Genomic DNA, 24835 nt, shown 5'->3' on the forward strand with positions numbered 1-24835 from the left:
AAACAACATCATGGAAAAGAATCAAAAATTTACGCTCTGGTATTTTCTTAGTCTCATGGCGGGCATCCTGTTGCTGCAGTGGCTTTTCTTTCCGCCCCAGTATGCCACGCATGAATTGAGCTATACACAATTCAAGCATAAAGTAGATTCCGGGCTGGTAGAACGTGTGGTGATTTTTCCCGACAAGATAGTAGGCCTGCTGAAAAATACCGATTCTACTCATCATAACGGTAAAATAGAAACCAGTCCCTCTACGCCCTGGCGCATCCGGCTGCAGGAAGTGGAAAATGAAGTCAATCGTCAGTTTGTGGTGAGTCGTATTCCGAATGTGGATGATCGTTCCTTGCTGCAAATGTTGGATGATCATGGCGTAGATTATTCAGGTAAAATTGAGGATCACACCCTGCGCAACTTTTTCCTGAACTGGATTTTGCCCATCATCTTTTTTGTGGCGTTGTATGGATTTTTATTCCGCCGCATGTTTCCCAAAAATAATTTCCTGCAGGTGGGCGATGGGAAGTTGAAGATCCATGATGAAAACCAGCAAAATCCCGTGCGTTTCAGTGATGTGGCCGGTATTGACGAAGCCGTGGAAGAAGTCAAGGAGGTGGTGGATTTTCTGAGGAATCCACAGAAATATACCCGCCTGGGGGGTAAGCTGCCCAAAGGCGTGCTGCTGGTGGGCCCGCCCGGCACCGGGAAAACTTTGCTGGCACGTGCCGTGGCAGGCGAAGCCGGGGTGCCATTCTTCAACATCAGCGGATCAGATTTCGTGGAAATGTTTGTGGGCGTAGGCGCTGCACGGGTGCGCGACCTGTTTCGCCAGGCCAAAGAAAAAGCTCCCTGCATCATCTTCATCGATGAGCTGGATGCTATTGGCAAAAGCCGCTCTGGCAATGCCGCCTTCATGGGTGGCTACGATGAACGGGAAAATACGCTGAACCAATTGCTGGTGGAAATGGATGGCTTTGACCCCACCAGCGGATTGATCATCTTCGGCGCTACCAACCGGCCGCAGGTGCTCGATCCAGCCCTGCTCAGGCCCGGCCGTTTTGATCGGCAAATAGTGGTCGACAGACCGGATATGAAAGGCAGAGAGGCCATTTTCGCTGTGCACACCCGAAAATTAAAACTGCATCCTTCCGTAAACCTGAAACAGCTGGCGGCCCAAACACCCGGATTTGCCGGCGCCGAAATTGCCAATGTGTGCAATGAAGCCGCCATCATTGCCGTGCGCAATGGCCATGAAGCCGTGATGCAAAGCGATTTTGAAGCCGCTATTGAGCGCGTGATTGCCGGGCTGGAACGCAAAAGCCGTATCATCAGTCCCAAAGAAAAACAAATCGTGGCCTATCATGAAGCAGGCCATGCCATCGTAGGATATTTTACACCGGGAGCTGATCAAGTACAAAAAGTTTCCATCGTGCCGCGCGGCATCGGCGCCTTGGGCTATACCCTGCAAATGCCCCTGGAAGACCGTTACCTGATGACCAAATCGGAACTGCTGGGCAAAATCAAAGGCCTGCTGGGCGGTCGGGCTGCCGAAGAAATTGTTTTCAACGAAATTTCCACCGGCGCTTCCAACGATTTGGAACGCATCATGCAACTGGCCCGCAGCATGATCACCGTGTATGGCATGAGTGATAAACTGCCTAACCTATCGCTGGTAACACAAAGCGGACCGGGATTCCTGAAAAATGAACTCTACACCGACAGGCGATCCGAAAAATTGGAACAACAAATTGATGAAGAAACTTATCAGATCATAGCACAATGTTATGCAGAAACCAAACAATTATTAACCGAAAAAAGGGAGCTGCTCGATCAACTGGCACAGGCTTTACTCGAAAAAGAAGTGTTGAATCGCGATGAAATCGTAGCCATCTTATCGGCAACTCCCGCAACCATACAACATCATTAAAACAATTTGATCACAATTAAAAAAACTGAAAATTATGGAACCGTTTCATCAACTGATTCAATCCGAACAACCTGTGCTGGTTGATTTTTATGCCGACTGGTGCGGTCCCTGCAAGGCCATGCATCCGATTATTCAGGATGTGGCTCGTCAAGTGCAGGGCAAAGCACGGGTGATTAAAATTAATGTAGATAAAAATCAGCAAACAGCTATGCAATATCAAATTCAGGCTATCCCTACATTCATTATTTTTCAGAAGGGACAAATCAAATGGCGTCATACCGGCATGATTGACCGGCAAACACTGCTGAATCAATTGCTGAGCTTATCACAGGTTTCATCTTAAATCTTAATATAAAAACAGGAATGACTATGAAATATCATATTCAAAATCTACATCTGGTGCAACCACCTCAACAGCAAACATTTTTTGAAGAAGAAATCCAGAAAAAGCTCAAACGCATTGAACGGATCTTAAAAGAATATCCTAAACTTCCAACGCTTGCTGTGCATATCAAAAAGGAAGGTGCTGAATATGTGATTACACTTACTTTACCCATGCTTTCCAAAGTATTGCTGGTAAAGGACCGTGGTACATCGGCTGTCTTGACTGTGAACAATGCTTTGGATACGCTACGCAAAGCCGTGCGTGAACAAAAGCGGGTGGAGCGAAAAGATTATTTATTCAAAAGGAAACAACAACTCGAACAACGTACCCAGCAAGGCAGACAGATTCTTAGTCAGCTTCACCAGGAAAGCGATGCGGAAAACTTCATCCATTATCTGGATCAAATTTTACCTGATCTAAGGCAACATGTCATGCGCGAAGCATTTCGTAAACCTCTCTTGAGGATGTTGATCAAAGAAAATAAACTCAAAATAAATGATATCCTGAACGATCTGTATATCAGCATTTACGATGCATACGGACAACTAAAAGAAGCTCCTGAAAAACTGAATTTGTGGGTTTATGAAATCGCAGATCGAAAACTGCAGGAAATCAGCGAACGATACAAACAAGAATTTGGTGTGGAACGTGATTGGATGCCAGCAGCAGAAACAGCCGAAAGTGAAGAACTCACAGCTAATGCTGAAGAAATGCCCGAACTGGTGGAAGATCTGGATGATGTTTCCTATCACATGAAACAATATGCCTGGGATGAGATTCTGATGGATGCAGGCTTATCAGATGAGGAAATCGAACAATTTGAAACCGAAGAAGCTGAGCAAACCATGAAACAATGGCTGCGGGAGCAAGATAGTTATGCATTATCTGTATTTGAGATGCATTATCTGGAACGCTACGCCGTTGCTGAAATTGCTCATATCAAAGGAAAACAGGAAGCTGAAATTGAACAGTTGCTGCAGGATATGCGAACCCGTTTGATTAATTATCTGAAAGAAAAAATACTGTCCTGAAAATATTGCGGACAAAAAAACATGCACCAGAATCTTTTATTATTTTGAATGGGCTTAGCTTTGCAGGCATAAAACACAGCTATGCCTGCACAAAGCCTGGTGGAAAGAGATGCAAAAGTCATCTGGCATCCTGATACACAAATGCTTACCGAGCCCGCGCCAATCCCCGTCGTACGGGGCGAAGGCGCTCTGCTCATAGACGAACAAGGACAAACCTATATTGACGCAAATGCCAGCTGGTGGGTAAATACCATTGGCCATGGCCATCCACTTGTAGCTGAAAAAATCGCAGCACAGGCCCGCCAGCTTGAGCATTGCATTTTTGCATGCCTGACACATGAGCCAGCAGTTCAGCTGGCAGAGCGGCTGTTGCAAGTGCTGCCCGGCACATGCAGCCGTATTTTTTATTCCGATGATGGTTCCACCAGTGTGGAAGTAGCGCTGAAAATGGCCATTCAATACTGGCATAACCAGGGCATACCACGCACCAAAATTCTGGCACTGGAAGGTGGCTACCACGGCGATACTTTCGGCTCCATGAGCGTGGGCGCCAAAAGCGTGTTTACAGCACCTTTTGAACCTTATCTTTTTGAAGTAACCTATCTTCCGCTACCTGAAGCTGAAAAACCCTTTCCGCTGGATGAAGCGAGCCTGCAACAATATGCGGCATTCATTTTCGAGCCCCTGATTCAGGGAGCCGGAGGCATGCGTATGTACGATGCAGCAGCGCTCGATGCCTGGCTGCAGACTTGCCGGAAACACGATGTGCTGCTGATTGCCGATGAAGTGATGACAGGATTTTATCGGACCGGTAAAATGTTTGCATGCGATTACCTGCAGTGCAAACCAGATATCATTTGTCTATCAAAGGGATTAACCGGCGGCACACTGCCCCTGGGCGTTACGGCCTGCACGGAAAAAATTTACGAAGCCTTTCTTTCCCGCGATAAACGCAAAACCTTTTTCCACGGGCATTCCTATACAGCCAATCCCATTGCCTGTGTAGCTGCCCTGACAAGCCTGGATATTTTGCAAACCACTTCCACGCAACATCAAATCCGGCGGATTATGACCAGGCATCAGGAATTTTTGCAGAAGCTGCAGGCCTACTCTTGTTTTCGTAACGCTCGCTGTTTAGGCACCATTGCAGCTTTTGAAGTGCTCAGCGAATCGAATTATACCAGCCCGCTTCGCGATGAATTGTATCTGTTTTATTTGGAACGGGGTGTGTTGATGCGTCCGCTGGGTAATACCCTTTACATCATGCCACCCTACTGCATTACGGATGCACAATTGCAGCGGGTGTACGAAGCCACCTATGCGCTGGGTGATAAACTGTTACAGAAAGCATAATGGTTTAGAACACCGGCCAATATACCTTTACCAGTATCTGGCTGGTGTCGTTGTCTGGTAGCCTTTCCGGATATTGTTCCCATGGACCTGCAGGCGATTGCAGATGCTGTTTATACAGGTATCGTTGCAGAGCCTGATACGCAGCCGGAATCTGGCGAGCTTGTCCTTTCATGTTGGCCACCAATACAAAACCACCTTCAGGCATGGTTAGCACATGCATAGCTGCCCGTAGCCGACTTTGCAGCTGATTGGCAGTCATATTCCGGGGTAGTTGAACAGGAATACCCACATGAATTTCACAAAGTGAATCTCGCATGGGCAAATATTGTGCAATCACAGGGGCTTGTTGAGAGATGCCCAGCTGCCGGATACGATTTTGCAATACACGATAAGCATATTGAAGTGCCTGGTATTTAAATGAAACCGGAATCGTATCGGCATATACAAGGATGGTATGAAAAGGCAGTGGTATGCGATGAATTTGATAGCCCAGCGTGTCGGCTCGTTCACAATCAGCTTTTAAACTTCCCAAAGCATGCTCCATACCGGGCCCTACCAACCTATCGAGCATCACACCATAATATTTCCACCAGGGCCACCAACCCAGCTGCAAATCCATCGTCCATTTGATCCAGGTGTGTTCTCCATCCAGTGCCGGAGCCAGCACAAAATGTCCGGTAATCGGCGGCAGACTTTTCATATCCATCCGATAATCCACCTGATGCTTCTTCAGGTCTACATGGGTTATGCAAAAACTTCCTCCGTCACGATTTTCAGTGGGATGATAGGCCCAGCTAAAACAGGGTTGCTCATCCCGGCCTGTTTGCGGAAACTGAAACTGCAAGGCTGCGTCCACAGAATCCGTTGACCATCCCTGCAACCAGCGGGCCAGATGATGTACATCCGTAAGCCTTATCATCACAGTATCCAAAGGAGCGTCAATCATCCCGGCTCTTTCCGTATGCCCCACAGAAGGCAAAAACAGGGAAAATAAAAATACAAAGACAAGAAAGCCGATTAAGATAATGATAAAAAACCTGAGCCAGCGCATCATATATCAAAAACATTCAATCCCATCGAAAGACCCGGAAAGTAACTGCATAAATCACTATTCCCCAGACCAAGATTCCCAGCAAAGGGCCTGCAATCTGTTGAAAGGACGCACCTTCAAATGCTACAGAACGCAGGGCCGTGTTTAAATAACTCAATGGCATGATCCGGCAAATGGGTTGCAACCATCCAGGCAATACATCAATCGGAAAAAAGGTACCCGCCAGCAAAAACTGTGGCAACGTTACAATATTGGCAAGCGGCGGAATGCTGCTTTCATTGCGGGCAATGCTGCTGATGATAAAACCAAAACCCATAAACACGGTCAGCGCAACAAACGACAACAACAGCATTTCCAAAACTGTTATCCACCCATGATACAGGGTAAATCCAAACACAAAATAACCCAGAGCAATGATTATGATCGCATTGAGCATCTGAAACACAACCCGAGCAATGGCTTCACCCAACACAATGTAACCTTTTTTGATAGGCGTAGCAAAAAAGCGTTTCAGTACAAGTGTTTGTCTGAGGTTAAAAAATACGAATGCAGTACCGAAAATGCCAGCACTGAGGAGGGCAAAGCCCAGCATGCCAGGCAAAATGAAGTCAATAGGTTTATATCTGCGGCCGGGAATCTGTTTCACTTCCAGTTTCGCTACGGATTGTCGATTGGGAAATAGCGTGGAATCAATCCGGTAAATGGTATTGCTTACCACCCCTTCCAAAACAGGTGCTGTACCGGCATTGGCGGTTGACAATAGCACACTGACATGATACGGCGGAACTGGATCTGCAGGATGGGTACTCATACTGTCAATCTCCAGAATACCATCAATCCGCCCTTTCTGCAAATCGGCCAGCAGCTGCTGTTGTGGCTCCCGGACAATCTTCAAAGCAGGAATCTGCACCAATGCCCGATAAATAGGGCTATGCACATCCGTTTGTGGCGCAAAGCCCACTTTCAGCAAAACCTGATTCTGGCCAATAAAGCCAAACACCAGAATAAAAGCCAGCGGAAATGCTATGCTAAACACCACGGCAGACGGGCTTTTGAGGATGGCAATGAAACTGGCCCTCGCCACGGCCATCATAGCCCTAAATTGACTGTACGAATATTCCATGTTGCAAAAAACCGATGCAAACTTAAGAAACGCTTCCCGACATTGGGGAATCTGTTCCGTTAAATCAGGGCAAAAAGATCCAGAAAGGAAGCCTGGCCTGAGGTGTACCCATGGCTGATTTCAATTCCGACCATTGCTGAAGCAGCGGATAATAGTTACCCAATGTGGCTTTAAGCCTACTGGTGGTCAGTTCTTCATTGAAACTTTCAATGATTTTCTGGATAGGATTTTTCACGGGTGGATACTCCTCGAGCCGGTAGGTTTTGAGATGCGACATGCTGGCTGCACATTGCAAGGCATCATCGAGTCCGCCAATCCGGTCAGCCAATCCATTCTGAACTGCCGCCAGCCCACTCCACACCCGGCCTTGCGCCAGGCTGTCAACCAATGCTACTGGCATATGTCGGCCCTGAGCCACCCGCTGACAAAAAGTTGCATACACCGTATCAATCTGATTCTGGATCCATTTTTTTTCTACATCTGTCAGGGGTTGATCAATAGTCCCCATATCTGCCAGAGGAGCCGTTTTTACGCCATCAAAACTTACCCCCAGTTTATGCTGAAAGAAATCTTGCAGATTGGGGATAATGGTAAAAACGCCGATAGAACCGGTAAGTGTATTGGGTTGAATGAAAATGCTATCGGCCATACACGAAATATAATACCCGCCAGATGCCGCGTAGTCGCCCATTGACACCACTACGGGTTTTTGTTTGCGAGCCAGATAGAGCTCCCGCCAGATTTTATCGGCCGCCAGTGCACTTCCTCCGGGTGAGTTTACACGGAAAACAATGGCTTTTACACGATCATCCCTGCGCACTTCCCGAATCCATTTGATGTAGTCATCGGCAGCAATGACCTGATCTCCGGGCTGGTTTTCTGCACTGCCATCAATGATCTCGCCCTGCGCATAAATCAGAGCTATGGCAGGCTGGCCGGCTCCCTGTCCATGCACACTGTCGGCAATAGCTTTCCAGTAATTGCTGATGGTGATGGTATGCAACCTTTCGTCTTCGCCAAGCTGCACTGCGCGTTTCAACGTTTCCTGCATCTGATCATCATACTTCACACCATCAATCAGGTGGAGCTTTACGGCATCTACGGGCTGCTGAATTACACCCTGCGCCGCATATCGGGCAAGTGCAGCAGTATCCAGATTCCTGGCCAGGGCAATGCCATTGAGGAAATGCCGGTAAAAATCCTGCAGAAAAGCAGTTGTCTGAATCCGGTTGGCTTCACTCATCCGGGTAAGGCGAAAAGGTTCCGTCGCACTCTTGTATTTTCCCTGGTAAAAAATCTGAGGTTTGATTTCCAATTTGTCGAGCAGGCCTTTGAGAAAAGCCAGGCGTACGGCAAAACCTCTGAATTCGAAGACACCCTGTGGATTGAGGAATATACTGTCGGCCACGGAAGCCATGTAATAGGCCCGCTGCGAGGCTATATCACCGTAAGCATATATAGGTTTATGGCTTTGGTGTTTAAAATCCTCCAGGGCATTGCGAATTTCTTCAGCAGTAGCGAATCCGTTGGGTGTTTCTCCCAATTTCAGATAAATCCCTGCAATGCGCTGGTCGTGTGCTGCCTGGTGAATAGCCCTTACCACATCATGCAAACCCATGATAGTTGTTTGCCCCTTGCCTGCAATAACTAGAAGGGGGTTTTGCAATTCCTGCTCCAGCAATGGCTTGCTCAGATCCATGACCAGCCAGGAACCGGATTCAACCGAAACTTTTTTGGTAGTCATGGTGAGTCCGCCCACAATGCCCAAAAGCAAAAAAAAGCATATCAGAAAAAACACAATCAGGGCAAGTAAAGAAGCCAGAAAACTGCTCAGAAAACGTTTCATGCGGTTTACGTGTTTTGCAAATGAATGTTGAGATATTTTCCCGAAATATCCATCTGTTGTATAACAGCTTCCTCCCCGGGAAACCGAAGGATGGAAAAACGTTTCAAAAATAAGGTTTATTCTTACTTTTGATCAGCAGCTTATCCATGAGTGATATTATTTTATTGTTGGGCGGTAATCTGGGCGACCGATATGCCTATCTGCAAAAGGCCACGGCAGCCATTCAAACTCGGATTGGGGAGCTGATGGAAGCTTCCGCCATCTATGAAACGGCCTGCTGGGGCGGCGATCAACAGCCCGATTACCTCAATCAGGCATTGCGGGTACAAACTGCTTTATTGCCCGAACAGGTGCTGGATGTGGCATTAAAGATTGAAGCCGAGCTGGGTCGGGTACGGACCCGCATGTGGGAGCCCCGGGTGATGGATATCGATCTGATTTTCTATGACAGGCTCATCTATCATTCCGAACGGCTGATATTACCCCATCCACGCATAGCAGTCAGGAAATTTGTATTGATACCTCTGGCTGAACTCATCCCCGGCTATATCCATCCGGTTTACCATAAATCCATCGCCGAATTATTAAGCCTGTGCCCGGATCCATCTGCCGTAAAATACTGGAAACCACATCCTCAGCCTACACCGTTCAGGAACCCTTCATTGGTTTCAGCATCCTGACCCTTGCTTATTGCTTTCTTTCAGCATTATCCTGAACTTGCAACCCGCTTTGATTATTGGTTATGATATATCGTTTCATCACTATCGAAGGCAACATCGGTGCGGGGAAAACCACCCTGGCAAAAATGCTGGGCGATCGGTTGAAGGCCAGATTGATGCTGGAACAATTTGCCGATAATCCTTTCCTTCCGAAGTTTTATGAAAATCCCAGGCAATATGCGTTTCCGCTGGAATTGTTTTTTCTGGCTGAACGCTACCAGCAGTTGAAAAACATGTTTGCCAAGCCCGATTTGTTTGCCGAAGTGCTGGTCAGTGATTATTTGCTGATGAAATCGCTGTTGTTTGCCCGCATTAATCTGTTGGATGATGAATATCATCTTTTTCATCGCTTGTTCGATATCATTCATCCGCAGGTCCCCCAGCCTGATTTGCTGATATTTCTTTATGCGCCTGTGGCTCGTTTGCAACAAAATATCAAAAAACGAAATCGCAGTTATGAGCAGCATATTCCCGATGAGTACCTGTTTAAAATTCAGGAGATGTATGTACAATTCATTCGCCAGCAATCACTGCCTACCCTGATGATTGATGTATCGGATGCCGATTTTGAACATGAACCAGAACAATTCGAGCAAATTGTACACGCACTGGATTACGAGTATGAGCCTGGCGTGCACTATCTTTCCCTGTAAATCTCTTAATTTTATCCGCTTGTATATGGATAGCTACTGCCTGACTTTAAACTTACGGAGCTCATGAAAAATAGATTGGTGTTTGGTCTATGGGTCATTCTTTTGCTGGGAGCTTTATCTTTTGTGGCTGAGGATCCGCTGGGCGAGCGCATTTTGCAGGCCCTGCATCAGTTTCACCAGCAATACCCGCAAGAGAAAGTATATGTGCAGTTAGACAAGGATTATTATGCAGCGGGTGAGACCATCTGGTTTAAAGCCTATGTTACATTAAACCGCACACCCACCCCGCTAAGCACCAATCTGTACGTAGAACTGATCAACGCCCGGGGTGAGATTGTGAAGCGCGATATCCTGCCCATTGAGCATGGCGGTGCTGCCGGTGATTTTGAATTATCCGACCAAACACCACCGGGGGCATATCGGATCCGCGCCTATACCGCATGGATGCTGAATTTTGATCATGCTTTTCTGTTTCATAAAGATATCCGCATTTTCCCGGCCCTGGCGCGTGGGCAATCTATTCCCGACTCGCTGGTACAACAGGCTGCCAGCGTGCATGCTACCACCCAGCTGCATTACAGCGTGAAGTTTCTGCCTGAAGGAGGTGATCTGGTTGTAGGTGTGCCTTCTGTAGTAGCTTTTGCAGCAGTCGATGAAAACGGGCTGCCGATCAACGTGGATGGCAAGGTGATGGATGATCAGGGACATCAGGTGGCTACCCTTCATTCACTGCATGACGGCATGGGCAGCTTTACGCTTACACCTCAGCCGGGTCGCCTGTACCGGGCCGTTTTTACACAAAGCAATGGTGCAGTGCAATCTTTTGATTTGCCCAGAGCCCGGCCTGAAGGTATTGTGCTGCATGTGCTAAACTCTTACACGGTTCCTTCGAGGATATTTTTCAATGTGATGCGCAGCGAACAGCACAAGGAGCGGTACAATCATCTGAAGATTGTGGCTCAAATGGAAGAGGTGCCCGTATTCATGGCCGATATCAATTTTGATGAAGGGCTTTCGGGCGGCATGATTCCTACTGATAGACTGCCTTCAGGCGTGCTCCACATTACCGTATTTGACACCACCGCCACGCCTCTGGCCGAACGCCTGGTATTCGTCAGTCAACCCGACGAACTTCATTTAAAACTCACAACAGATGAGCTGCACAATAATCCGCGTTCGCTCAACCTTTGGCAACTAAGTGCCCCAGACGCCGTGAATGGGCATTTTTCCATTTCCATTACCGATGCGGATGCCCTGCTATCATTTCCGGACGAAAACAATATTTTGTCGTACACCTTGCTGAACTCTGATATCAAAGGCTATATCTACCATCCGGGATGGTATTTCCGCAATACCGATACCGCTACCCTGAAGGCACTTGACCTGGTGATGCTCACCCATGGCTGGCGCAGATTTGCATGGGAAAAAATCCTGCAAAATCAGTTCCCTGCCATCCGTTACCCGGCAGAAAATGCCAACCTGGTGATTAAAGGACAGGCTTATGCCATGAACGGAGGCTCGGTGAACATGATCATCCGTGTGCCAGCCGACACCCAAACTTTTTTTGTGAGTGCACCGGTGAATAATCTGGGTGAGTTTATGGTGACAGGATTGAAATTTCACGATACAGCACAGGTATTTTTTCAAGGACAAACGGGTAAAGATCAATATTCCAGCGCAAACATCCACCTGAGCGGATCCTTTACTGATAACCTGGCACAAATACCACTGGAAAGCCCCCTGTATCCACCTGTAATTCGTGACAAGCAGCAGCTGATTCAGTTTCTGACAGCTGCCAATGAACGAAACCGCATCAACCGGATGATGATCAGCCGCAGCATTTTACTGCAATCTGTTACCATTACCGGAGAAAAGAAAACAGCAGCACAGAAATTGGATGAAGAATACACCAGTGGCATGTTTCGGGGAGGTGATGCAGTGAGTTTCGATCTTACCCAGGAACATGCTGCTTACCTGAATATTTTTCAATATCTGCAGGGACGTGTAGCCGGGCTTAGCATTACGGGTGATTTAAACGATCCGGTTATTACCTGGCGGGGAGGACGGCCGGCCCTTTATCTGGATGAAATGCCCGTGGATGCGCAGACCTTAAGCAGTATCAATGTCAATGATATTGCCCTGGTGAAAGTGTTCAGGCCGCCATTTATGGGCGGATTTAACGGGGCTAACGGAGCTATTGCCGTCTATACGAAAAAAGGCGGAGGTAGCAGCACAACCGGCGGTTTGGCCCGGGATAAAAAGGTGGGTTACACGTTGGTGAAACAATTTTATTCGCCCGACTATGGCGTAACCAATCCCAATAATGATTTGCCGGATCAACGCATTACCCTGTACTGGAATCCCGATTTGCAATCAGACAGCCTTGGTGGACCAGCTAAAATCCGGTTTTACAACAATGACTTTACCCGTCGTTATCATGTAGTAATTGAAGGCATGGACGACAGAGGAAGAATAGGCAGGCTGGATACGGTGCTGAGCGTTGGCCCTTAGCCTCCGAATTTTTCTTTCCATCGTAAAATACCTCCCTCCAGGTTGCGTGGCCGCACAAAGCCATAGGCTTCCAACAACTGGCAGGCCTGCCCACTGCGATTTCCGCTGCGGCAATACACAATTACTTCTTTATCTTTCCAGTCTTCAATTTCATCTATCATCATGGCACGAATATCGCCCAATGGCAGCAGCTTACCGCCGATGTTGAATTCTTCATGTTCGTGCGGTTCTCTGACGTCCAGTATATACAGCTCTTCTCCCGCGTCCATCCGCTGTTTGAGTTCTTCAACCGTAATCTTATCCATATCCAAAAGCATTTAAGGTTTATACAAATTTACCTGCGTTTCCAGAAATTACGATTACGCCGCAGGCAACCCCTTGCAGATTGTATGAAACAGCCCCCCTAAAACAATCGTTGAGACTGATTTTGCAGTTGGCCGTGATTCAATAGCACAGGGCAATCATCAGAAATTTGGCTGTGGCAAGGGCTGCCCTGTGCTGTCGCGTGGTGTTTGGGAAACCCATAAGTCTATGCTTTGTCCTGCATAGATGAGGTTAGGCTGGCCATTGGCATTCAGAGGAGCCGGAATCTGTTTATACACGTAAGCGGATGCGGTATCCGTAATCGGCCCATCAAACAAAACCACCCCTACCGAAAGATTGCTTGCACTGAGCAGCTCCCGGGCCTGCATAAAGGTAAGTCCGATGAGGTTGGGTACGGGGTTGGCCTGGTTGCCAATGCCATCGCCCAGCACAAGCGTAATCCGGCTGCCTTCGGGAATCAAAATCCCTGGCTTGATGGGCTGCCCGTTGTACAATTGCGCCAGCACGGCATTTCGAGCAATATCCGGTTTGTAAACGGTATCCCCCACATTGAGTTTCAAAGTCTGCAAAGTCAATACTGCACTGCGATACGACATGTTTACCAGATTGGGCATCACTGCCATGGGGGGCACAATCTTGTTTAAGGTCAGATATACGGTACGGTACACCTTCACTACTGCATGGGCTTCGGGCTCCTGGCGCAACACCGTAAGTGGTGGCAGCGTATCGGTATATCCGGAGTCCTGCACCACTACCCGGAAATGTGCCTGCTCCAGCAAGCGGACGGCCTCATCATAAGGCTTGCCCATGATATCGGGTACAGTAGCAGTTTCGCCGTGACGGGTAATCCATCGCAAAGAGGCAAAAAACAACACACCCAGCAGCACCACGAGCATGCATACTGCCAGCAGATTTACCCAGAAGGGCTTTTGCAATAACCATCTCACCGGATTCATAGGCATACAATTCATTTCAATCTTTTACCTGATTCCCGGTAACCACGCCAGCCCGCAACAGACAATCTTCAACCAATTGCCGGTACACATCGCTCAGCTGCATACCAGCAGCACGTATTTGTTTAGGCACAATGCTGTTGGCCGACTGGCCAGGTACGGTGTTGACCTCCAGAAAATACAAGTCTTCCGTACCGTCCTCCAGGATAAAATCAATTCGTACCAGTCCTTTGCAATTGAGTTTCAGATAAATTGTTTTGGCTGCATCCCGGATCCGATTGGCCACATGCACCGGTATATCGGCCGGAGTAATTTCGTCAGATGCACCCGGTGTGTATTTGGCAACATAATCAAAAAACTCCCGCTGGGTAACAATTTCCGTGATGGGCAATACCGTAATTTCTCCATTTATTTGGTCAAATAACCCACAGGTGAATTCACGTCCTCTGATGCAGGTTTCAATCAATATCTGTTGATCTTCCGCAAATGCCTTATCCACAGCATCTCTCAACTCTTCTTTGGCTTTTACTTTTGAAATGCCTACACTCGAACCGCCTTCAGCAGGTTTTACGAAACAGGGATAGGAAAGATGTTCTGCCAGTTTTTGCATGTCCACCGGCTGACCTTTTATTAAATGCAGACCTCTGGCTACTTTCACAACCCCATATGAGGCTACCACTTTATTGCAGAAAGCCTTGTTGAATGTGATTGCCGATGTAATGGCATTGCAACCTGTGTAGGGAATACCCAGCATGTCCAGATAGCCCTGCAGCCGGCCATCTTCGCCGGGTGTGCCATGAATAATATTGAACACGGCATCAAAAACAATTTTGTCTCCATCCAGCGGGATGGAAAAATCATTTTTATCGATGGCGATGTATTGTCCGGATGGATGCATATAATTCCATCCGCTGCGTGTAATCAGAATTTTGTACACTTCATATCCGCTTGCACGCAAATGTTTTTCCACAGTTTCTGCGCTCTGAAGGGAAATTTCGTATTCACCGGAATATCCTCCGCATAACAATGCAATGTGTCGGGCTAATGCTGGCATGCATGTAAACTTTTAACTCAGGAAATAACATAAGCCTGCAGGGCATCTGCAATATAGCGATCATTGCTCAATCGGGGCAATTTATTCTGGCCGCCCAGTTTGCCTGCGGCACGCATGTAATCAATAAATCCATTTTTGCGTATCAATCTAATCTGCAGACGCTCCAGGATATGTCCGGTAATCAGATCGTTGTAATAAATGTTTCTTTTGCGCATTTGCTGATCCAGCTCTTCTGCAAAGCGTTCCAGATCGGCGGGTGCCTGTTCAAATTCAATATACCATTCGTGATAGGGCCGCCCCTCGCTTACCTGTACCCGCGGCGCAACCGTGAATTCAGTAACTTTCACCTGATGGCTGCTGGCCACGGCCTGCAGGCTTTGCTCTACTTCCTCTGCAATCACATGCTCACCAAATGCAGAAATAAAATGCGATATCCGCCCCGTTACCACAATTCGATAGGGATTCAGCGAAACAAAACGCACGGTATCACCCAGATTATACGCCCACAATCCGGCATTGCTGGTAATTAAAACCGCATAATTTACACCTGTTTGCACTTCGCCCAGCGACAAACGTGTGGGTTGTGGCTGAAAAATTTCATCCGCAGGAACAAACTCAAAGAAAATACCACTGTGTGTGTTCAACAACAAACCTGCTGCATCAGGCTGATCCTGAAAAGCCAAAAAACCTTCCGATGCAGGATAGGTTTCCAGCGTATCCACCGGCTCGCCCAGGCTTTCCATCAGCCTGGCCCGGTAGGGTTCAAAGTTTACGCCTCCATGTACGATCAGCGTAAGCTGAGGGAATAGTTCTTTGATTTTCTTTCCGCTGGCAGCCTGCAAACGATCAAAGTACATCTGCATCCAGGGAGGAATTCCACTGATCAGCGTCATGGGCTGATGAATGGTTTCCTCCACGATTTTATCCAACTTTGTTTCCCAGTCTTCAATGCAATTGGTTTCAAAACTGGGCAACTGATTGGTGCGCAGATAACGGGGCACATGATGATTGACAATACCACTCAGCCGGCCGGTGGGAATACCGCCTACGCGTTCCAGCACAGGAGAGCCAGAAAGAAAAATCATTTTCCCGTCTGTAAGATTGTGATTGCCTGTCTCTGCAATGTAGCAGAGCAAAGCATTCCGGGCTGTATCAATATGATTATGGATAGAATCCTTGCTGATAGGAATGTATTTTACTCCGCTGGTAGTGCCTGAGGTTTTGGCAAAATACAAAGGCTGTCCTTTCCACAGCACATTTTGTGTACCTGATTTGATTTTTTCAATGTAGGGTTTAAATCCTTCATAATCCCGGATGGGAACGGCTTCCCGATAACTTTTGTAATCTTTGATTTCCTGAAAATGATGTGCTTTCCCAAACAGGGTATGCTGGGCATCCCGCAACAACTGCTCAAGCAAATGCAGCTGATCCTCTGCTGCGGTAAGCATTTGCTTTTTGATCCGATTTCGCACATACGCTGCCAAAGGAACAGCCAGAAGAGATTTAACGCTTTTCATTCCCAAGCGGAATTTGCCATGCCACAAATGTATAAAATTCCAGATAGCCCGTTCATGGATTGCCACCGCCCAGGCCCAATTCCATCAGGCATACGTATAAGCGGAAAAACTTTGTCATATTAAAAATGAATAATAACTTTGCAAAAATTTAGCTGGACTATGTTTGCGATTGTACAGATAGCCGGAAAGCAATTCAAAGTTACACCCGGACAATCATTGTTGGTGAACCGCCTGCAGGGTGAAGTTGGAGATACTGTGGTATTCGAAGATGTACCACTTGTGGTTGATGATCAAACATTGCAAAGCGGAAATACTGGGAAAAAAGTAAAAGCCAGTATTCAATATCATACATTGGGCAAAAAAGTAATTGCTTTTAAAATGAAGCGCAGAAAAGGATTCCGAAAGAAAAAAGGGTTCCGTGCAGCTTTAACATGCATCAAAATTGAAGACATCAGTTAAAAAATATTTGTTTGATATCCTGTTGTTTTTACTTAACTTTAAATTGATATTCAAATGGCACATAAAAAAGGTGAAGGCAGTGTAAAAAATGGTCGCGATTCGCAGAGTAAACGCCTTGGCGTAAAAGTGTTTGGTGGACAAACTGTGAAAAGCGGCAATATTATCGTGCGGCAAAGAGGTACCGTTTATCATCCGGGTAAAAATGTGGGACTGGGAAGAGATTTTACCCTTTTTGCATTGATTGATGGTGTGGTTGAATTCAAAAAAGGAAAAAATGACAAGACAATTGTCTCGGTAATCCCTGTGAACACTCCTGCTGAGGCTTAGGCCTGAACGGTGGTGTTTGCCATAAAGTCTTTTATTTTTTATTACTAACCCAAAATTCACAGTTATGGCAAGACCAAAAAAAAGAGCGACCAGAAAGGCCGCCAGTAAGAAAAAAGCAGCTACCCGTAAAAAAAGAGCAACCCGTAAAAAGGCTGCAGTAAGGAAAAAAGCTGCACGGGGAAAGAAAAAAGCCGCTTCCAGAAAAAAGGCAGCAACCAGAAAAAAAAGAGCTACGCGTAAAAAAGCTGCAACCCGCAAAAAAGCTGCTGGAAGAAAAAAAGCTGCAGCAAAGAAAAAAGCAGCAACGCGTAAAAAAGCTGCAACCCGCAAAAAGAAAGCAGCAGTACGGAAAAAACGGGCTATGCCCAAAAATGCCGGTAACGGAACTACCGGAACTGCCACAGGGCCAGCCGAAGGGATGAATAGTACACCCCCCCTGATGCCCTGACTCGTACCATTTTATATGCATTCTAAAAGACTTCAACTCTGTTGAAGTCTTTTTTATTTTTATGCCATGATCGACAATCAAACCATAGCGGATCAACTGATTCTACTTTCCAAACTCATGGAAATCCACGGGGAAAACCCATTTAAAGCCCGTTCTTACGCACTGGCTGCTTATGAAATTGAAAAACTAAATCGCCCCATTGAAACTTTAACCGCAGAAGAAATTCAACAGATAAAAGGCATTGGCGAAGCCATTGGCAAAAAAATTCAGCAAATCATCCGAGATGCACAATTTCCTTTGCTACAAAAATACATCGACAACACTCCGCCTGGTGTGATTGAAATGCTTCAGATCAAGGGACTCGGCCCGAAAAAGATACGGGTTATCTGGAAAGAAATGGGCATTGAGTCCATCGGTGAATTGCTATATGCCTGCCATGAAAATCGCCTGTTGCATCATAAAGGTTTCGGCCCCAAATCACAAGAAAGCATCAGAAATGAAATTCTTTTTTATTTATCCCAGAAAGGAAAATTGCTATATGCAGAAGCAGTACAACTGGCAGCAGAGATCAGGCAGCAATGGGAAAAACATCTGCCTAAAGCACATTTTACCTATACAGGATCTTTCCGCAGACAAATGGAAATTATTGACCGGCTTGAAATCCTGACAGATGCCTTGCCCGAACAAATACAAAAGCTATTTCCCGAAGCAACTTTTCAGGATTCAAACACCCTGCAACTAATTCGCTCCCAACATCCGCCTTTATACATATTTTTGAGTTCTTCTGAAAAATGGGGAACAGATTTGTTTAGCAGGACAGGGTCCACGGATTTTGTGAAGCACATGGAAAAACAATTTCCGGAGATTGTAACGCGTCATTATTCCGAAGAAGAAAAACTGTTTTTCGATGCAGGTTTAGACGTAATTCCTCCCTGCCTGCGTGATGATGTCCGCTGGATAGAAAAAGCCCGATTGCATCAACTGCCTCAGTTGATTCAAGTAAAAGATATCAAAGGCATCATTCATGCACATAGCCAGTGGAGTGACGGCATGCATTCACTCGAAGAAATGGCTACAGCTTGCAAGCAGCAAGGATTTGAATACCTGGTGATTTGTGATCATTCTCAATCGGCCTTTTATGCCAACGGGCTAACGCCTGAACGTGTGCAGGCGCAGCATCAGGAAATAGATGAACTGAATGCACGATTGCATCCGTTTAAAATTTTTAAGGGTATTGAAGTTGATATTCTTGCTGATGGAAGACTGGATTATCCGGATGAAGTTTTAGCCTGGTTCGATGTGGTAATTGCTTCGGTACATTCATCGCTGCAGATGCCTCAGGAGAAAGCCATGCAACGCTTGCTGAAAGCCATTGCCAACCCTTTTACAACCATTCTTGGACACATGACCGGCCGGCTGCTTTTAACACGCAACGGATATCCGGTTGATCATGCTGCTATCATCGAGGCCTGCAATGCTCATAAGGTGATTATTGAATTAAATGCTCATCCCCGTCGGTTAGATATTGATTGGCGATGGATACCACAAGCCGTAGATGCCGGTATAATGTTATCCATTGATCCTGATGCACATGCTATGGATGGATTTAACGATATCCGCTACGGAGTGCTGGCTGCTCAGAAAGGTGGACTTACAGCTGCACAGAATCTCAGCAGTTTCAGCCGGGATGAATTGGAAACATACCTGCTTAAAATCAGAAAAGAGAAAGGGCTACAATGATTCATTCAACTGATAGGCTTGCAGGGGCATGCGGTTGGCACCAATCAACAAAACTTGTTGCTGACCTATTTTTATCCACCCTGCCGCCCGGATATTGCCATGCACATGCAGTCCGGACTGACAAGGTGGAACATAAGTAAAATGACCGTTGCCGTCGTTTTTCAAAAATACTCCCTCATTAGCATCGCAGCGGCCCAGCCTCATAGCCATCTCCGTCTGATTACCGAGTAATAACAAATCGGTATTGCCTGTTTTACGATCTGTTACCGGAACAATTTTGTAAACAGGCGAGAACTGCGCCTGAATGGGAAGATCAACGGGAATAAATTTTTCTCCATCATTCAAAAAACACATGGTTGCGAGCGTGTTGGCCGATAATGTATCGGCTTCTTTTAGTTGTGTGGATGTAAAAATATCAGATAATGTAGCATTTGCATAGGAGGTATAATCTGGAAACTTTTTTCTCAATGAAGGTATTTGCAGCAGCAATTCATCGCGCGTGGGGAAAGGATAGCTCACATGCTGAACCGGATTGCAGAGAATGGGATCAATCGTACCGTTGTGATCGAAATCAGCATATACCATTAGTAACGGATTTGCATCACTGGCGTGTAACTGGGTATTCAAACCCAGATTACCTGCAACAATATCCGGCCTGCCGTCGTGATTGATATCCCCTACATACAAACCATTCCATAAGCCTGTATAAGCATGCGGAAAATACCTGTTTGTTTCATTGACCAACTTTCCATGATGATTGATAAAAACAGAAATCGGCATCCATTCGCCTACTACTACCAGATCTGGCCATCCGTCTTGATTCAGATCCACCCATGCCGCATCTGTGACCATGCCTATATGTTGCAAGCCGGGCGACACACGACTGGTTGCATCCTGAAAATGCCCCCTGCCATCGTTTATCAATACATAACTCTTTGGGATCATCGGATAAGAGCCAGGCACCAAACGGCCTCCCACAAACAAATCGGGATGTCCATCATGATTGATGTCGGCAACAGCAACGCATGATTTGCTATCACGCATAACTGGAAGTGCCAGGCTATCGTATATGAAATGCCCATGCCCGTCATTGAAATAAAATTTATCTTGCAATGCTGCGTCATGTGCTGCATAATCTCCATATCCACCACTGGCCACATACAGATCAGGAAATCCATCTCCATTTGCATCAAAGAAAGCAGCTGCCACATCAGTTGAATGTATATTTTTTGCAAATGCAGATTGATCTGCGGGTATAAAACTGCCATCAGGCTGTTGCAGGTTAATTATAGCAGATCGGCCATCTGCACCTCCTAAAAATAAATCAGGCAATCCATCTTTATTCACATCGGCAATAGCCATTGCAGGCGTACAATCAGATAGCGCGTGAAACAAAAGCGGTTGCCTGCCAAAATCATCAAAAGATTTTGCAACATCGGCAAATATCACAGGCAGCATCAATGGACTGAAAACAGGATTTTCGGCAGGTACTGAAGCTATGTATTTTTCTTTTGCATCTTTCTGATGTAAAACGATGGTTTGATCAGCAGCCAGGTTGTAGAGCACCTCTGTAGTACCTCCCGGCCAGATAACTCGCAAGCTGTCAATTTTTTTATGCTTACCGAGTCCAATGTGGATTACTTCCGTAACAGAAGACTGAAAGCCTCTCGTGGGCATTTGTTCGAAATATTGCATTTGCCCGCCTGCATAGGCCAATATTTTTGTACCTATACCAAACCGGTTTGAGGGATAGCCATCGAGGCGAACAGCCAGAAAATGCCGATGTAAATATTCTGTGGCCATATTTTGATAAATAAAAGCGGTGGTATCTACGTTGTTGACCACCAGATCAAGATCACCATCATTATCCAGATCAGCATAAGCCGCCCCATTTGAAAAGCCATACTGCATGAATCCCCACGAAGATGACTCATCCACAAACTGTAAATCATGATTATTTCTGAAAATGTAATTATGCAAAGGCGTGGAAGGCATTTTTTGCAACAAGTCCAAGTTATTAATTCTTTTTCTGTTGAGTAGCTGACCCAGGATATAATCATTTCTGAAAACCTGATAATCCATGTTGGTATTATCTCTTTTATATCCGTTGGTGATAAAAATATCTTTCCAGCCATCATTATCAAAATCAGCAATCAGCGGGCTCCAGCTCCAATCCGTATTGCTGATGCCTGCCAGTTGTCCTATTTCAACGAATGTACCATCGCCATTGTTGAGCTGTAGCATATTACGCATCATCTGTTCGCCGAACCCGTTTTGCACCATCCATGCATGTAAGGCCCTGTCATCAGGGCTATACAAAAGTTTTTGCCGTTTATTGTCCGGTGGCAGCATATCCAGCGTAAGGATATCCGGAAAACCATCATTGTTTACATCTGCTATATCACATCCCATGGAATAATACGACATATGCGCGAGCCTGGACAGAATCTCATCATGAAAATGTTTGCCTGTACCATCATTTATGTAGAGATAATCCTTTTCGTTGTAATCATTTGAAACATAGATATCATCCCAACCGTCGCCATTTACATCAGATACAGCCACCCCCAGGCCAAAACCAATAGGATTGCTCACAATACCCTCTTTGGCCGTAACATCCACAAAATGGCCATTTATATTTTCGTATAAATGATTGCCTGCATTGGGATCTACTTGATTTCTTGCCTGTAATAACTGCTGAATCGTAAAGGTTTTGATATTGTGATTCAGCACCAGACAATCCAGATCTCCGTCATAATCCATATCAAAAAATATAGCCTGTGTACTATATCCTGAATCAGCCAAACCATATTGACTGGCTTCTTCCCTGAAATGAGGTACTCCGTTTTTATCAGGACCCAGATTAATGAACAACTGGTTCTCACGCATCCTTCCATCCAGATTTCCTGAATAACAGACATACATATCCAGCAACCCATCTCCGTTTACATCCACCATTGTTACACCCGTCTTCCAGCCACCCGTTCTTCCTTCTACGCCTGCTTCCCTTGTAATATCCCTGAAATGCATATGCCCTTGATTCAGGTACAATTTATCGAGACCTCTGTTGGAAGTGAAATAAATATCCGGAAGGCCGTCATTGTTCAGGTCACCTATCGCCACCCCTCCGCCATTATAAAAGTATTCATATTCCAGAATATTATGCAAGCTATCTTCATGCAGATCATTTCGGAAATCTACGCCTGTTAAAGAAGCCGGAAGCAATTTAAATAAAGCTTTTTTTGACGGGTGGCTGCATGAAGAAAGAATAGATGATAAGAAAATGAAAATACAATAAAACCTGTACTGCATATTTCAAAAGTGCACGTGATGAAATCCGAATAAAGTTAGATGATTTTCTGTTATGAAACTGTTTACACAAAACTTCTGTATATTTTGTAACTTTATCACAAAAGCCATGAAACTTCCGGGATTCCTGCTCGTGCTTCTGCTTCCGTTTGTTTTTTGCCTGCAGGCAAGAGGACAGCAGCAATCTGAAAGAATTTTTATTCCAGATCATTTGATTTTGCATACTTTATCCGGAGAGCAAATTTCCATAAACCAGATTCTGAAAGATGATAAATTTGACTTGTTTATTTTTCTTTCTCCCGAATGTCCTTTATGCCAGAACTATACCCTCACTTTAAACAATTTGTATATCCGGTTTCAGGGTAATCCAATCGCTTGGGTAGGCATCATACCCGGCAAAGGATTCAGCAGGCAACAGATGATAGATTTCGTGGGACGTTTTCATATTCGCTTTCCGGTGTATGTAGATTCCGATATGCAACTGACACATTTGCTGGGAGCAACCATCACGCCACAGGTGATTTTGTTAAACCGAAAGGGTGAGCAACTATACAGCGGTGCTATTGATAACTGGGCCGTGAGCCTTGGGCAGCAACGTACAATTATTACTGCCCATTACTTGCAAGATGCACTAAGCAGCTGCCTTAGAGGGCTTCCGTTAACCATCACGCATACCCAACCAGTTGGATGCTATATCAACGATTTCTAATCAATAGACATGAAAAGATATTCGCTCTTTATTCTTTTTATTTTGTTTGTAGAAGCAGATATACACGCGCAAAACATTACATTTTACAAGGATATAGCGCCTATTGTTTACACCCATTGCACTTCATGTCATCATCCGGGAGAGAATACACCTTTTTCACTTATCAGTTATGCCGATATTGCAAAACGAGCTGATTTCATCTGGCAGGTGGTGAACAGCCGGTATATGCCCCCATGGAAAGCCGATACATCTTACCAACATTTTTGCCATGAACGGGTACTCACAGTCTGGGAGATTCAGTTAATCAGAGAATGGATCGATGCAGGAAAACCAGCCGGGGAAAACGATTCCATGATTGAAAAACAGCAATTAAAGAAGTTTATCAATCACACGATGTATGATCGCCCACCTGATCTGACAATACACATGATGCACCCGTATGAGATAAAAGGCGACAATAAAGAACGTTTTGTATTTGTAAAAATTCCTTTTGAAACAGATACACCCGGTAATGTGGAAGCTATTGAATTTACAGCCAATAACCTCAGATATATTCATCATGTGAATTATGCGATATATCCTGCTGTGGAAGGAGTTGACATTCATGAAGGTGGTGAACTTGCTACACTGGATGAAGACGGACCGCAGGCATTTCAGCAATTTGAGCCTTATTTGAAAGGAAATACACAAATGATTTATTATGGCGGATGGATACCCGGAACCACATACACTTATTTCCCGCGGGATATCGGATTTGTAATGCCCAGAAAAGGTGTAGTGATTCTTACCTTTCATTTTGGTCCCAGCCCGGTGGATACAATACTAACTGCATCTCTGCACTTCTTTTTCAAAAAAACACCTGTACAAAGAAAAATTGAGACCATCAGTATCGGATCCGGTGGTATCGGAAATATTATGCCCCCGTTGTTGATTTTGCCGAATCAGATAGATACGTTTGAGGTTACTGCACAAACCACTAAAGATATTTCTCTCTTGTATGTATGGCCACACATGCATCTGCTTGGAAAATCATTTAAAGCGTTTGCTGTTACACCTGCACAGGACACCATTCCCTTGATTTATATTCCACACTGGGATTTTAGCTGGCAGGACCTGTATCGGTTTACACATCTGGTTTATTTACCCAAAGGAAGTACGGTGCATGTGATGGGTATATACGACAATACAGATCAGAATCCACGCAATCCTTTTCATCCTCCTCAGATGATCTTTGGTGACAATAATGAGCTCATGAAAACAACCGATGAAATGCTGACTCTGATCTTATTGTATGTGGATTACAAGCCCCATGATGAACAACTTTGTATTTGCGATAAATGAAAAATGATATTGTTTCTTCAAATCTTTACCCATGATAAAGCCCGGGATTATTTAAACCCGG

21 protein-coding genes are annotated in these 24835 nt (G+C 45.6%); 13 read left to right on the top strand and 8 right to left on the bottom strand.

From position 1 onward, the window contains the following. Positions 1 to 10 precede the first annotated feature (10 nt). The 4 genes from ftsH (at position 11) to bioA (ending at position 4690) form a co-directional block, all read left to right on the top strand. Positions 11 to 1921, top strand: a complete 1911-nt coding sequence (gene ftsH, locus BM367_RS01640) for an ATP-dependent zinc metalloprotease FtsH (RefSeq protein WP_092456802.1) — start codon at positions 11 to 13, stop codon at positions 1919 to 1921. A 34-nt stretch (positions 1922 to 1955) separates the two neighbouring features. Next, on the top strand, positions 1956 to 2264 hold the full coding sequence (gene trxA / locus BM367_RS01645) for a thioredoxin (RefSeq protein WP_092456805.1): 309 nt from the start codon (positions 1956 to 1958) through the stop codon (positions 2262 to 2264). A 26-nt stretch (positions 2265 to 2290) separates the two neighbouring features. Further along, positions 2291 to 3337, top strand: a complete 1047-nt coding sequence (locus BM367_RS01650) for a hypothetical protein (protein ID WP_092456808.1) — start codon at positions 2291 to 2293, stop codon at positions 3335 to 3337. A gap of 81 nt (positions 3338 to 3418) precedes the next feature. Next, a complete protein-coding gene (gene bioA / locus BM367_RS01655) occupies positions 3419 to 4690 on the top strand; it encodes an adenosylmethionine--8-amino-7-oxononanoate transaminase (RefSeq protein ID WP_092456811.1) in 1272 nt (423 codons plus the stop codon). A gap of 4 nt (positions 4691 to 4694) precedes the next feature. Here bioA and BM367_RS01660 read toward each other — a convergent pair whose 3' ends face one another. The 3 genes from BM367_RS01660 to sppA all read right to left on the bottom strand — a co-directional run bounded on the left by BM367_RS01660 (position 4695) and on the right by sppA (position 8710). Then, complete coding sequence (locus BM367_RS01660) at positions 4695 to 5744, bottom strand: SRPBCC family protein (protein ID WP_092456814.1); 1050 nt, start codon at positions 5742 to 5744, stop codon at positions 4695 to 4697. A gap of 13 nt (positions 5745 to 5757) precedes the next feature. Beyond that, complete coding sequence (locus BM367_RS01665; RefSeq protein ID WP_245759867.1) at positions 5758 to 6834, bottom strand: ABC transporter permease; 1077 nt, start codon at positions 6832 to 6834, stop codon at positions 5758 to 5760. Between the two features lie 94 nt (positions 6835 to 6928). Further along, positions 6929 to 8710, bottom strand: coding sequence for a signal peptide peptidase SppA (gene sppA / locus BM367_RS01670; protein WP_092456820.1), 1782 nt, complete (start codon positions 8708 to 8710; stop codon positions 6929 to 6931). Positions 8711 to 8856: 146 nt separating this feature from the next. On the opposite strand from sppA, the gene folK reads away from it, so the two are divergent. From folK to BM367_RS01685, 3 genes are all read left to right on the top strand, one after another. Further along, the gene (gene folK, locus BM367_RS01675) at positions 8857 to 9390 is read left to right on the top strand and encodes a 2-amino-4-hydroxy-6-hydroxymethyldihydropteridine diphosphokinase (RefSeq protein ID WP_092456823.1); all 534 of its coding nucleotides are present in this window, start codon (positions 8857 to 8859) and stop codon (positions 9388 to 9390) included. A 62-nt stretch (positions 9391 to 9452) separates the two neighbouring features. Continuing rightward, entirely contained in the window at positions 9453 to 10082 is a 630-nt protein-coding gene (locus BM367_RS01680) for a deoxynucleoside kinase (RefSeq protein ID WP_092456827.1), read from the top strand. Positions 10083 to 10145: 63 nt separating this feature from the next. Continuing rightward, entirely contained in the window at positions 10146 to 12593 is a 2448-nt protein-coding gene (locus tag BM367_RS01685) for an MG2 domain-containing protein (protein ID WP_092456830.1), read from the top strand. Here BM367_RS01685 and BM367_RS01690 read toward each other — a convergent pair. The 4 genes from BM367_RS01690 to BM367_RS01705 form a co-directional block, all read right to left on the bottom strand. Then, on the bottom strand, positions 12590 to 12898 hold the full coding sequence (locus tag BM367_RS01690; RefSeq protein ID WP_092460863.1) for a rhodanese-like domain-containing protein: 309 nt from the start codon (positions 12896 to 12898) through the stop codon (positions 12590 to 12592). The two genes, BM367_RS01685 and BM367_RS01690, sit on opposite strands and share 4 nt — an antisense overlap. A gap of 159 nt (positions 12899 to 13057) precedes the next feature. Then, the gene (locus BM367_RS01695) at positions 13058 to 13873 is read right to left on the bottom strand and encodes a PASTA domain-containing protein (RefSeq protein ID WP_092456833.1); all 816 of its coding nucleotides are present in this window, start codon (positions 13871 to 13873) and stop codon (positions 13058 to 13060) included. Between the two features lie 16 nt (positions 13874 to 13889). Further along, positions 13890 to 14924, bottom strand: coding sequence for a D-alanine--D-alanine ligase (locus BM367_RS01700; protein ID WP_092456836.1), 1035 nt, complete (start codon positions 14922 to 14924; stop codon positions 13890 to 13892). 17 nt (positions 14925 to 14941) lie between these two features. Continuing rightward, positions 14942 to 16441 carry a GH3 auxin-responsive promoter family protein gene (locus BM367_RS01705; RefSeq protein ID WP_092460864.1) on the bottom strand — a complete coding sequence of 500 codons (1500 nt, stop codon included), beginning with the start codon at positions 16439 to 16441 and terminating at the stop codon, positions 14942 to 14944. Positions 16442 to 16600: 159 nt separating this feature from the next. Here BM367_RS01705 and rplU point away from each other — a divergent pair, with 159 nt between their 5' ends. The 4 genes from rplU to BM367_RS01725 all read left to right on the top strand — a co-directional run bounded on the left by rplU (position 16601) and on the right by BM367_RS01725 (position 19415). Continuing rightward, on the top strand, positions 16601 to 16900 hold the full coding sequence (gene rplU / locus BM367_RS01710; RefSeq protein WP_092456839.1) for a 50S ribosomal protein L21: 300 nt from the start codon (positions 16601 to 16603) through the stop codon (positions 16898 to 16900). 54 nt (positions 16901 to 16954) lie between these two features. Next, positions 16955 to 17227 (top strand): 50S ribosomal protein L27, encoded by a 273-nt coding sequence (rpmA, locus tag BM367_RS01715; RefSeq protein WP_092456842.1) that lies wholly within the window; start codon positions 16955 to 16957, stop codon positions 17225 to 17227. Between the two features lie 64 nt (positions 17228 to 17291). Further along, positions 17292 to 17675: a hypothetical protein gene (locus BM367_RS01720; RefSeq protein ID WP_177224067.1), complete on the top strand. Its 384-nt coding sequence runs from the start codon at positions 17292 to 17294 to the stop codon at positions 17673 to 17675. A 66-nt stretch (positions 17676 to 17741) separates the two neighbouring features. Next, complete coding sequence (locus BM367_RS01725; RefSeq protein WP_092456845.1) at positions 17742 to 19415, top strand: DNA polymerase/3'-5' exonuclease PolX; 1674 nt, start codon at positions 17742 to 17744, stop codon at positions 19413 to 19415. Here BM367_RS01725 and BM367_RS01730 read toward each other — a convergent pair. Beyond that, on the bottom strand, positions 19407 to 22640 hold the full coding sequence (locus tag BM367_RS01730) for a VCBS repeat-containing protein (RefSeq protein ID WP_177224068.1): 3234 nt from the start codon (positions 22638 to 22640) through the stop codon (positions 19407 to 19409). The genes BM367_RS01725 and BM367_RS01730 overlap by 9 nt on opposite strands. Positions 22641 to 22833: 193 nt before the next feature. Here BM367_RS01730 and BM367_RS01735 point away from each other — a divergent pair, with 193 nt between their 5' ends. Together BM367_RS01735 and BM367_RS01740 are read left to right on the top strand one after the other, a co-directional pair. Beyond that, complete coding sequence (locus BM367_RS01735; RefSeq protein WP_177224069.1) at positions 22834 to 23433, top strand: redoxin family protein; 600 nt, start codon at positions 22834 to 22836, stop codon at positions 23431 to 23433. A 9-nt stretch (positions 23434 to 23442) separates the two neighbouring features. Next, on the top strand, positions 23443 to 24774 hold the full coding sequence (locus BM367_RS01740) for a hypothetical protein (RefSeq protein ID WP_092456854.1): 1332 nt from the start codon (positions 23443 to 23445) through the stop codon (positions 24772 to 24774). The last annotated feature ends 61 nt before the right edge of the window (positions 24775 to 24835 follow it).

Source organism: Thermoflavifilum thermophilum, from assembly GCF_900116565.1.
Lineage (GTDB): Bacteria > Bacteroidota > Bacteroidia > Chitinophagales > Chitinophagaceae > Thermoflavifilum > Thermoflavifilum thermophilum.

Coding starts and splice junctions, on each gene's coding strand:
- rplU (WP_092456839.1), top strand. CDS start 16,601: ATGTTTGCGATTGTACAGATAGCCGGAAAGCAATTCAAAGTTACACCC.
- BM367_RS01700 (WP_092456836.1), bottom strand. CDS start 14,924: ATGCCAGCATTAGCCCGACACATTGCATTGTTATGCGGAGGATATTCC.
- BM367_RS01735 (WP_177224069.1), top strand. CDS start 22,834: ATGAAACTTCCGGGATTCCTGCTCGTGCTTCTGCTTCCGTTTGTTTTT.
- BM367_RS01695 (WP_092456833.1), bottom strand. CDS start 13,873: ATGAATCCGGTGAGATGGTTATTGCAAAAGCCCTTCTGGGTAAATCTG.
- BM367_RS01650 (WP_092456808.1), top strand. CDS start 2,291: ATGAAATATCATATTCAAAATCTACATCTGGTGCAACCACCTCAACAG.
- sppA (WP_092456820.1), bottom strand. CDS start 8,710: ATGAAACGTTTTCTGAGCAGTTTTCTGGCTTCTTTACTTGCCCTGATT.
- BM367_RS01740 (WP_092456854.1), top strand. CDS start 23,443: ATGAAAAGATATTCGCTCTTTATTCTTTTTATTTTGTTTGTAGAAGCA.
- BM367_RS01685 (WP_092456830.1), top strand. CDS start 10,146: ATGAAAAATAGATTGGTGTTTGGTCTATGGGTCATTCTTTTGCTGGGA.
- folK (WP_092456823.1), top strand. CDS start 8,857: ATGAGTGATATTATTTTATTGTTGGGCGGTAATCTGGGCGACCGATAT.
- BM367_RS01665 (WP_245759867.1), bottom strand. CDS start 6,834: ATGATGGCCGTGGCGAGGGCCAGTTTCATTGCCATCCTCAAAAGCCCG.
- rpmA (WP_092456842.1), top strand. CDS start 16,955: ATGGCACATAAAAAAGGTGAAGGCAGTGTAAAAAATGGTCGCGATTCG.
- BM367_RS01720 (WP_177224067.1), top strand. CDS start 17,292: ATGGCAAGACCAAAAAAAAGAGCGACCAGAAAGGCCGCCAGTAAGAAA.
- BM367_RS01705 (WP_092460864.1), bottom strand. CDS start 16,441: ATGAAAAGCGTTAAATCTCTTCTGGCTGTTCCTTTGGCAGCGTATGTG.
- BM367_RS01725 (WP_092456845.1), top strand. CDS start 17,742: ATGATCGACAATCAAACCATAGCGGATCAACTGATTCTACTTTCCAAA.
- BM367_RS01690 (WP_092460863.1), bottom strand. CDS start 12,898: ATGGATAAGATTACGGTTGAAGAACTCAAACAGCGGATGGACGCGGGA.
- bioA (WP_092456811.1), top strand. CDS start 3,419: ATGCCTGCACAAAGCCTGGTGGAAAGAGATGCAAAAGTCATCTGGCAT.
- ftsH (WP_092456802.1), top strand. CDS start 11: ATGGAAAAGAATCAAAAATTTACGCTCTGGTATTTTCTTAGTCTCATG.
- BM367_RS01660 (WP_092456814.1), bottom strand. CDS start 5,744: ATGATGCGCTGGCTCAGGTTTTTTATCATTATCTTAATCGGCTTTCTT.
- BM367_RS01680 (WP_092456827.1), top strand. CDS start 9,453: ATGATATATCGTTTCATCACTATCGAAGGCAACATCGGTGCGGGGAAA.
- trxA (WP_092456805.1), top strand. CDS start 1,956: ATGGAACCGTTTCATCAACTGATTCAATCCGAACAACCTGTGCTGGTT.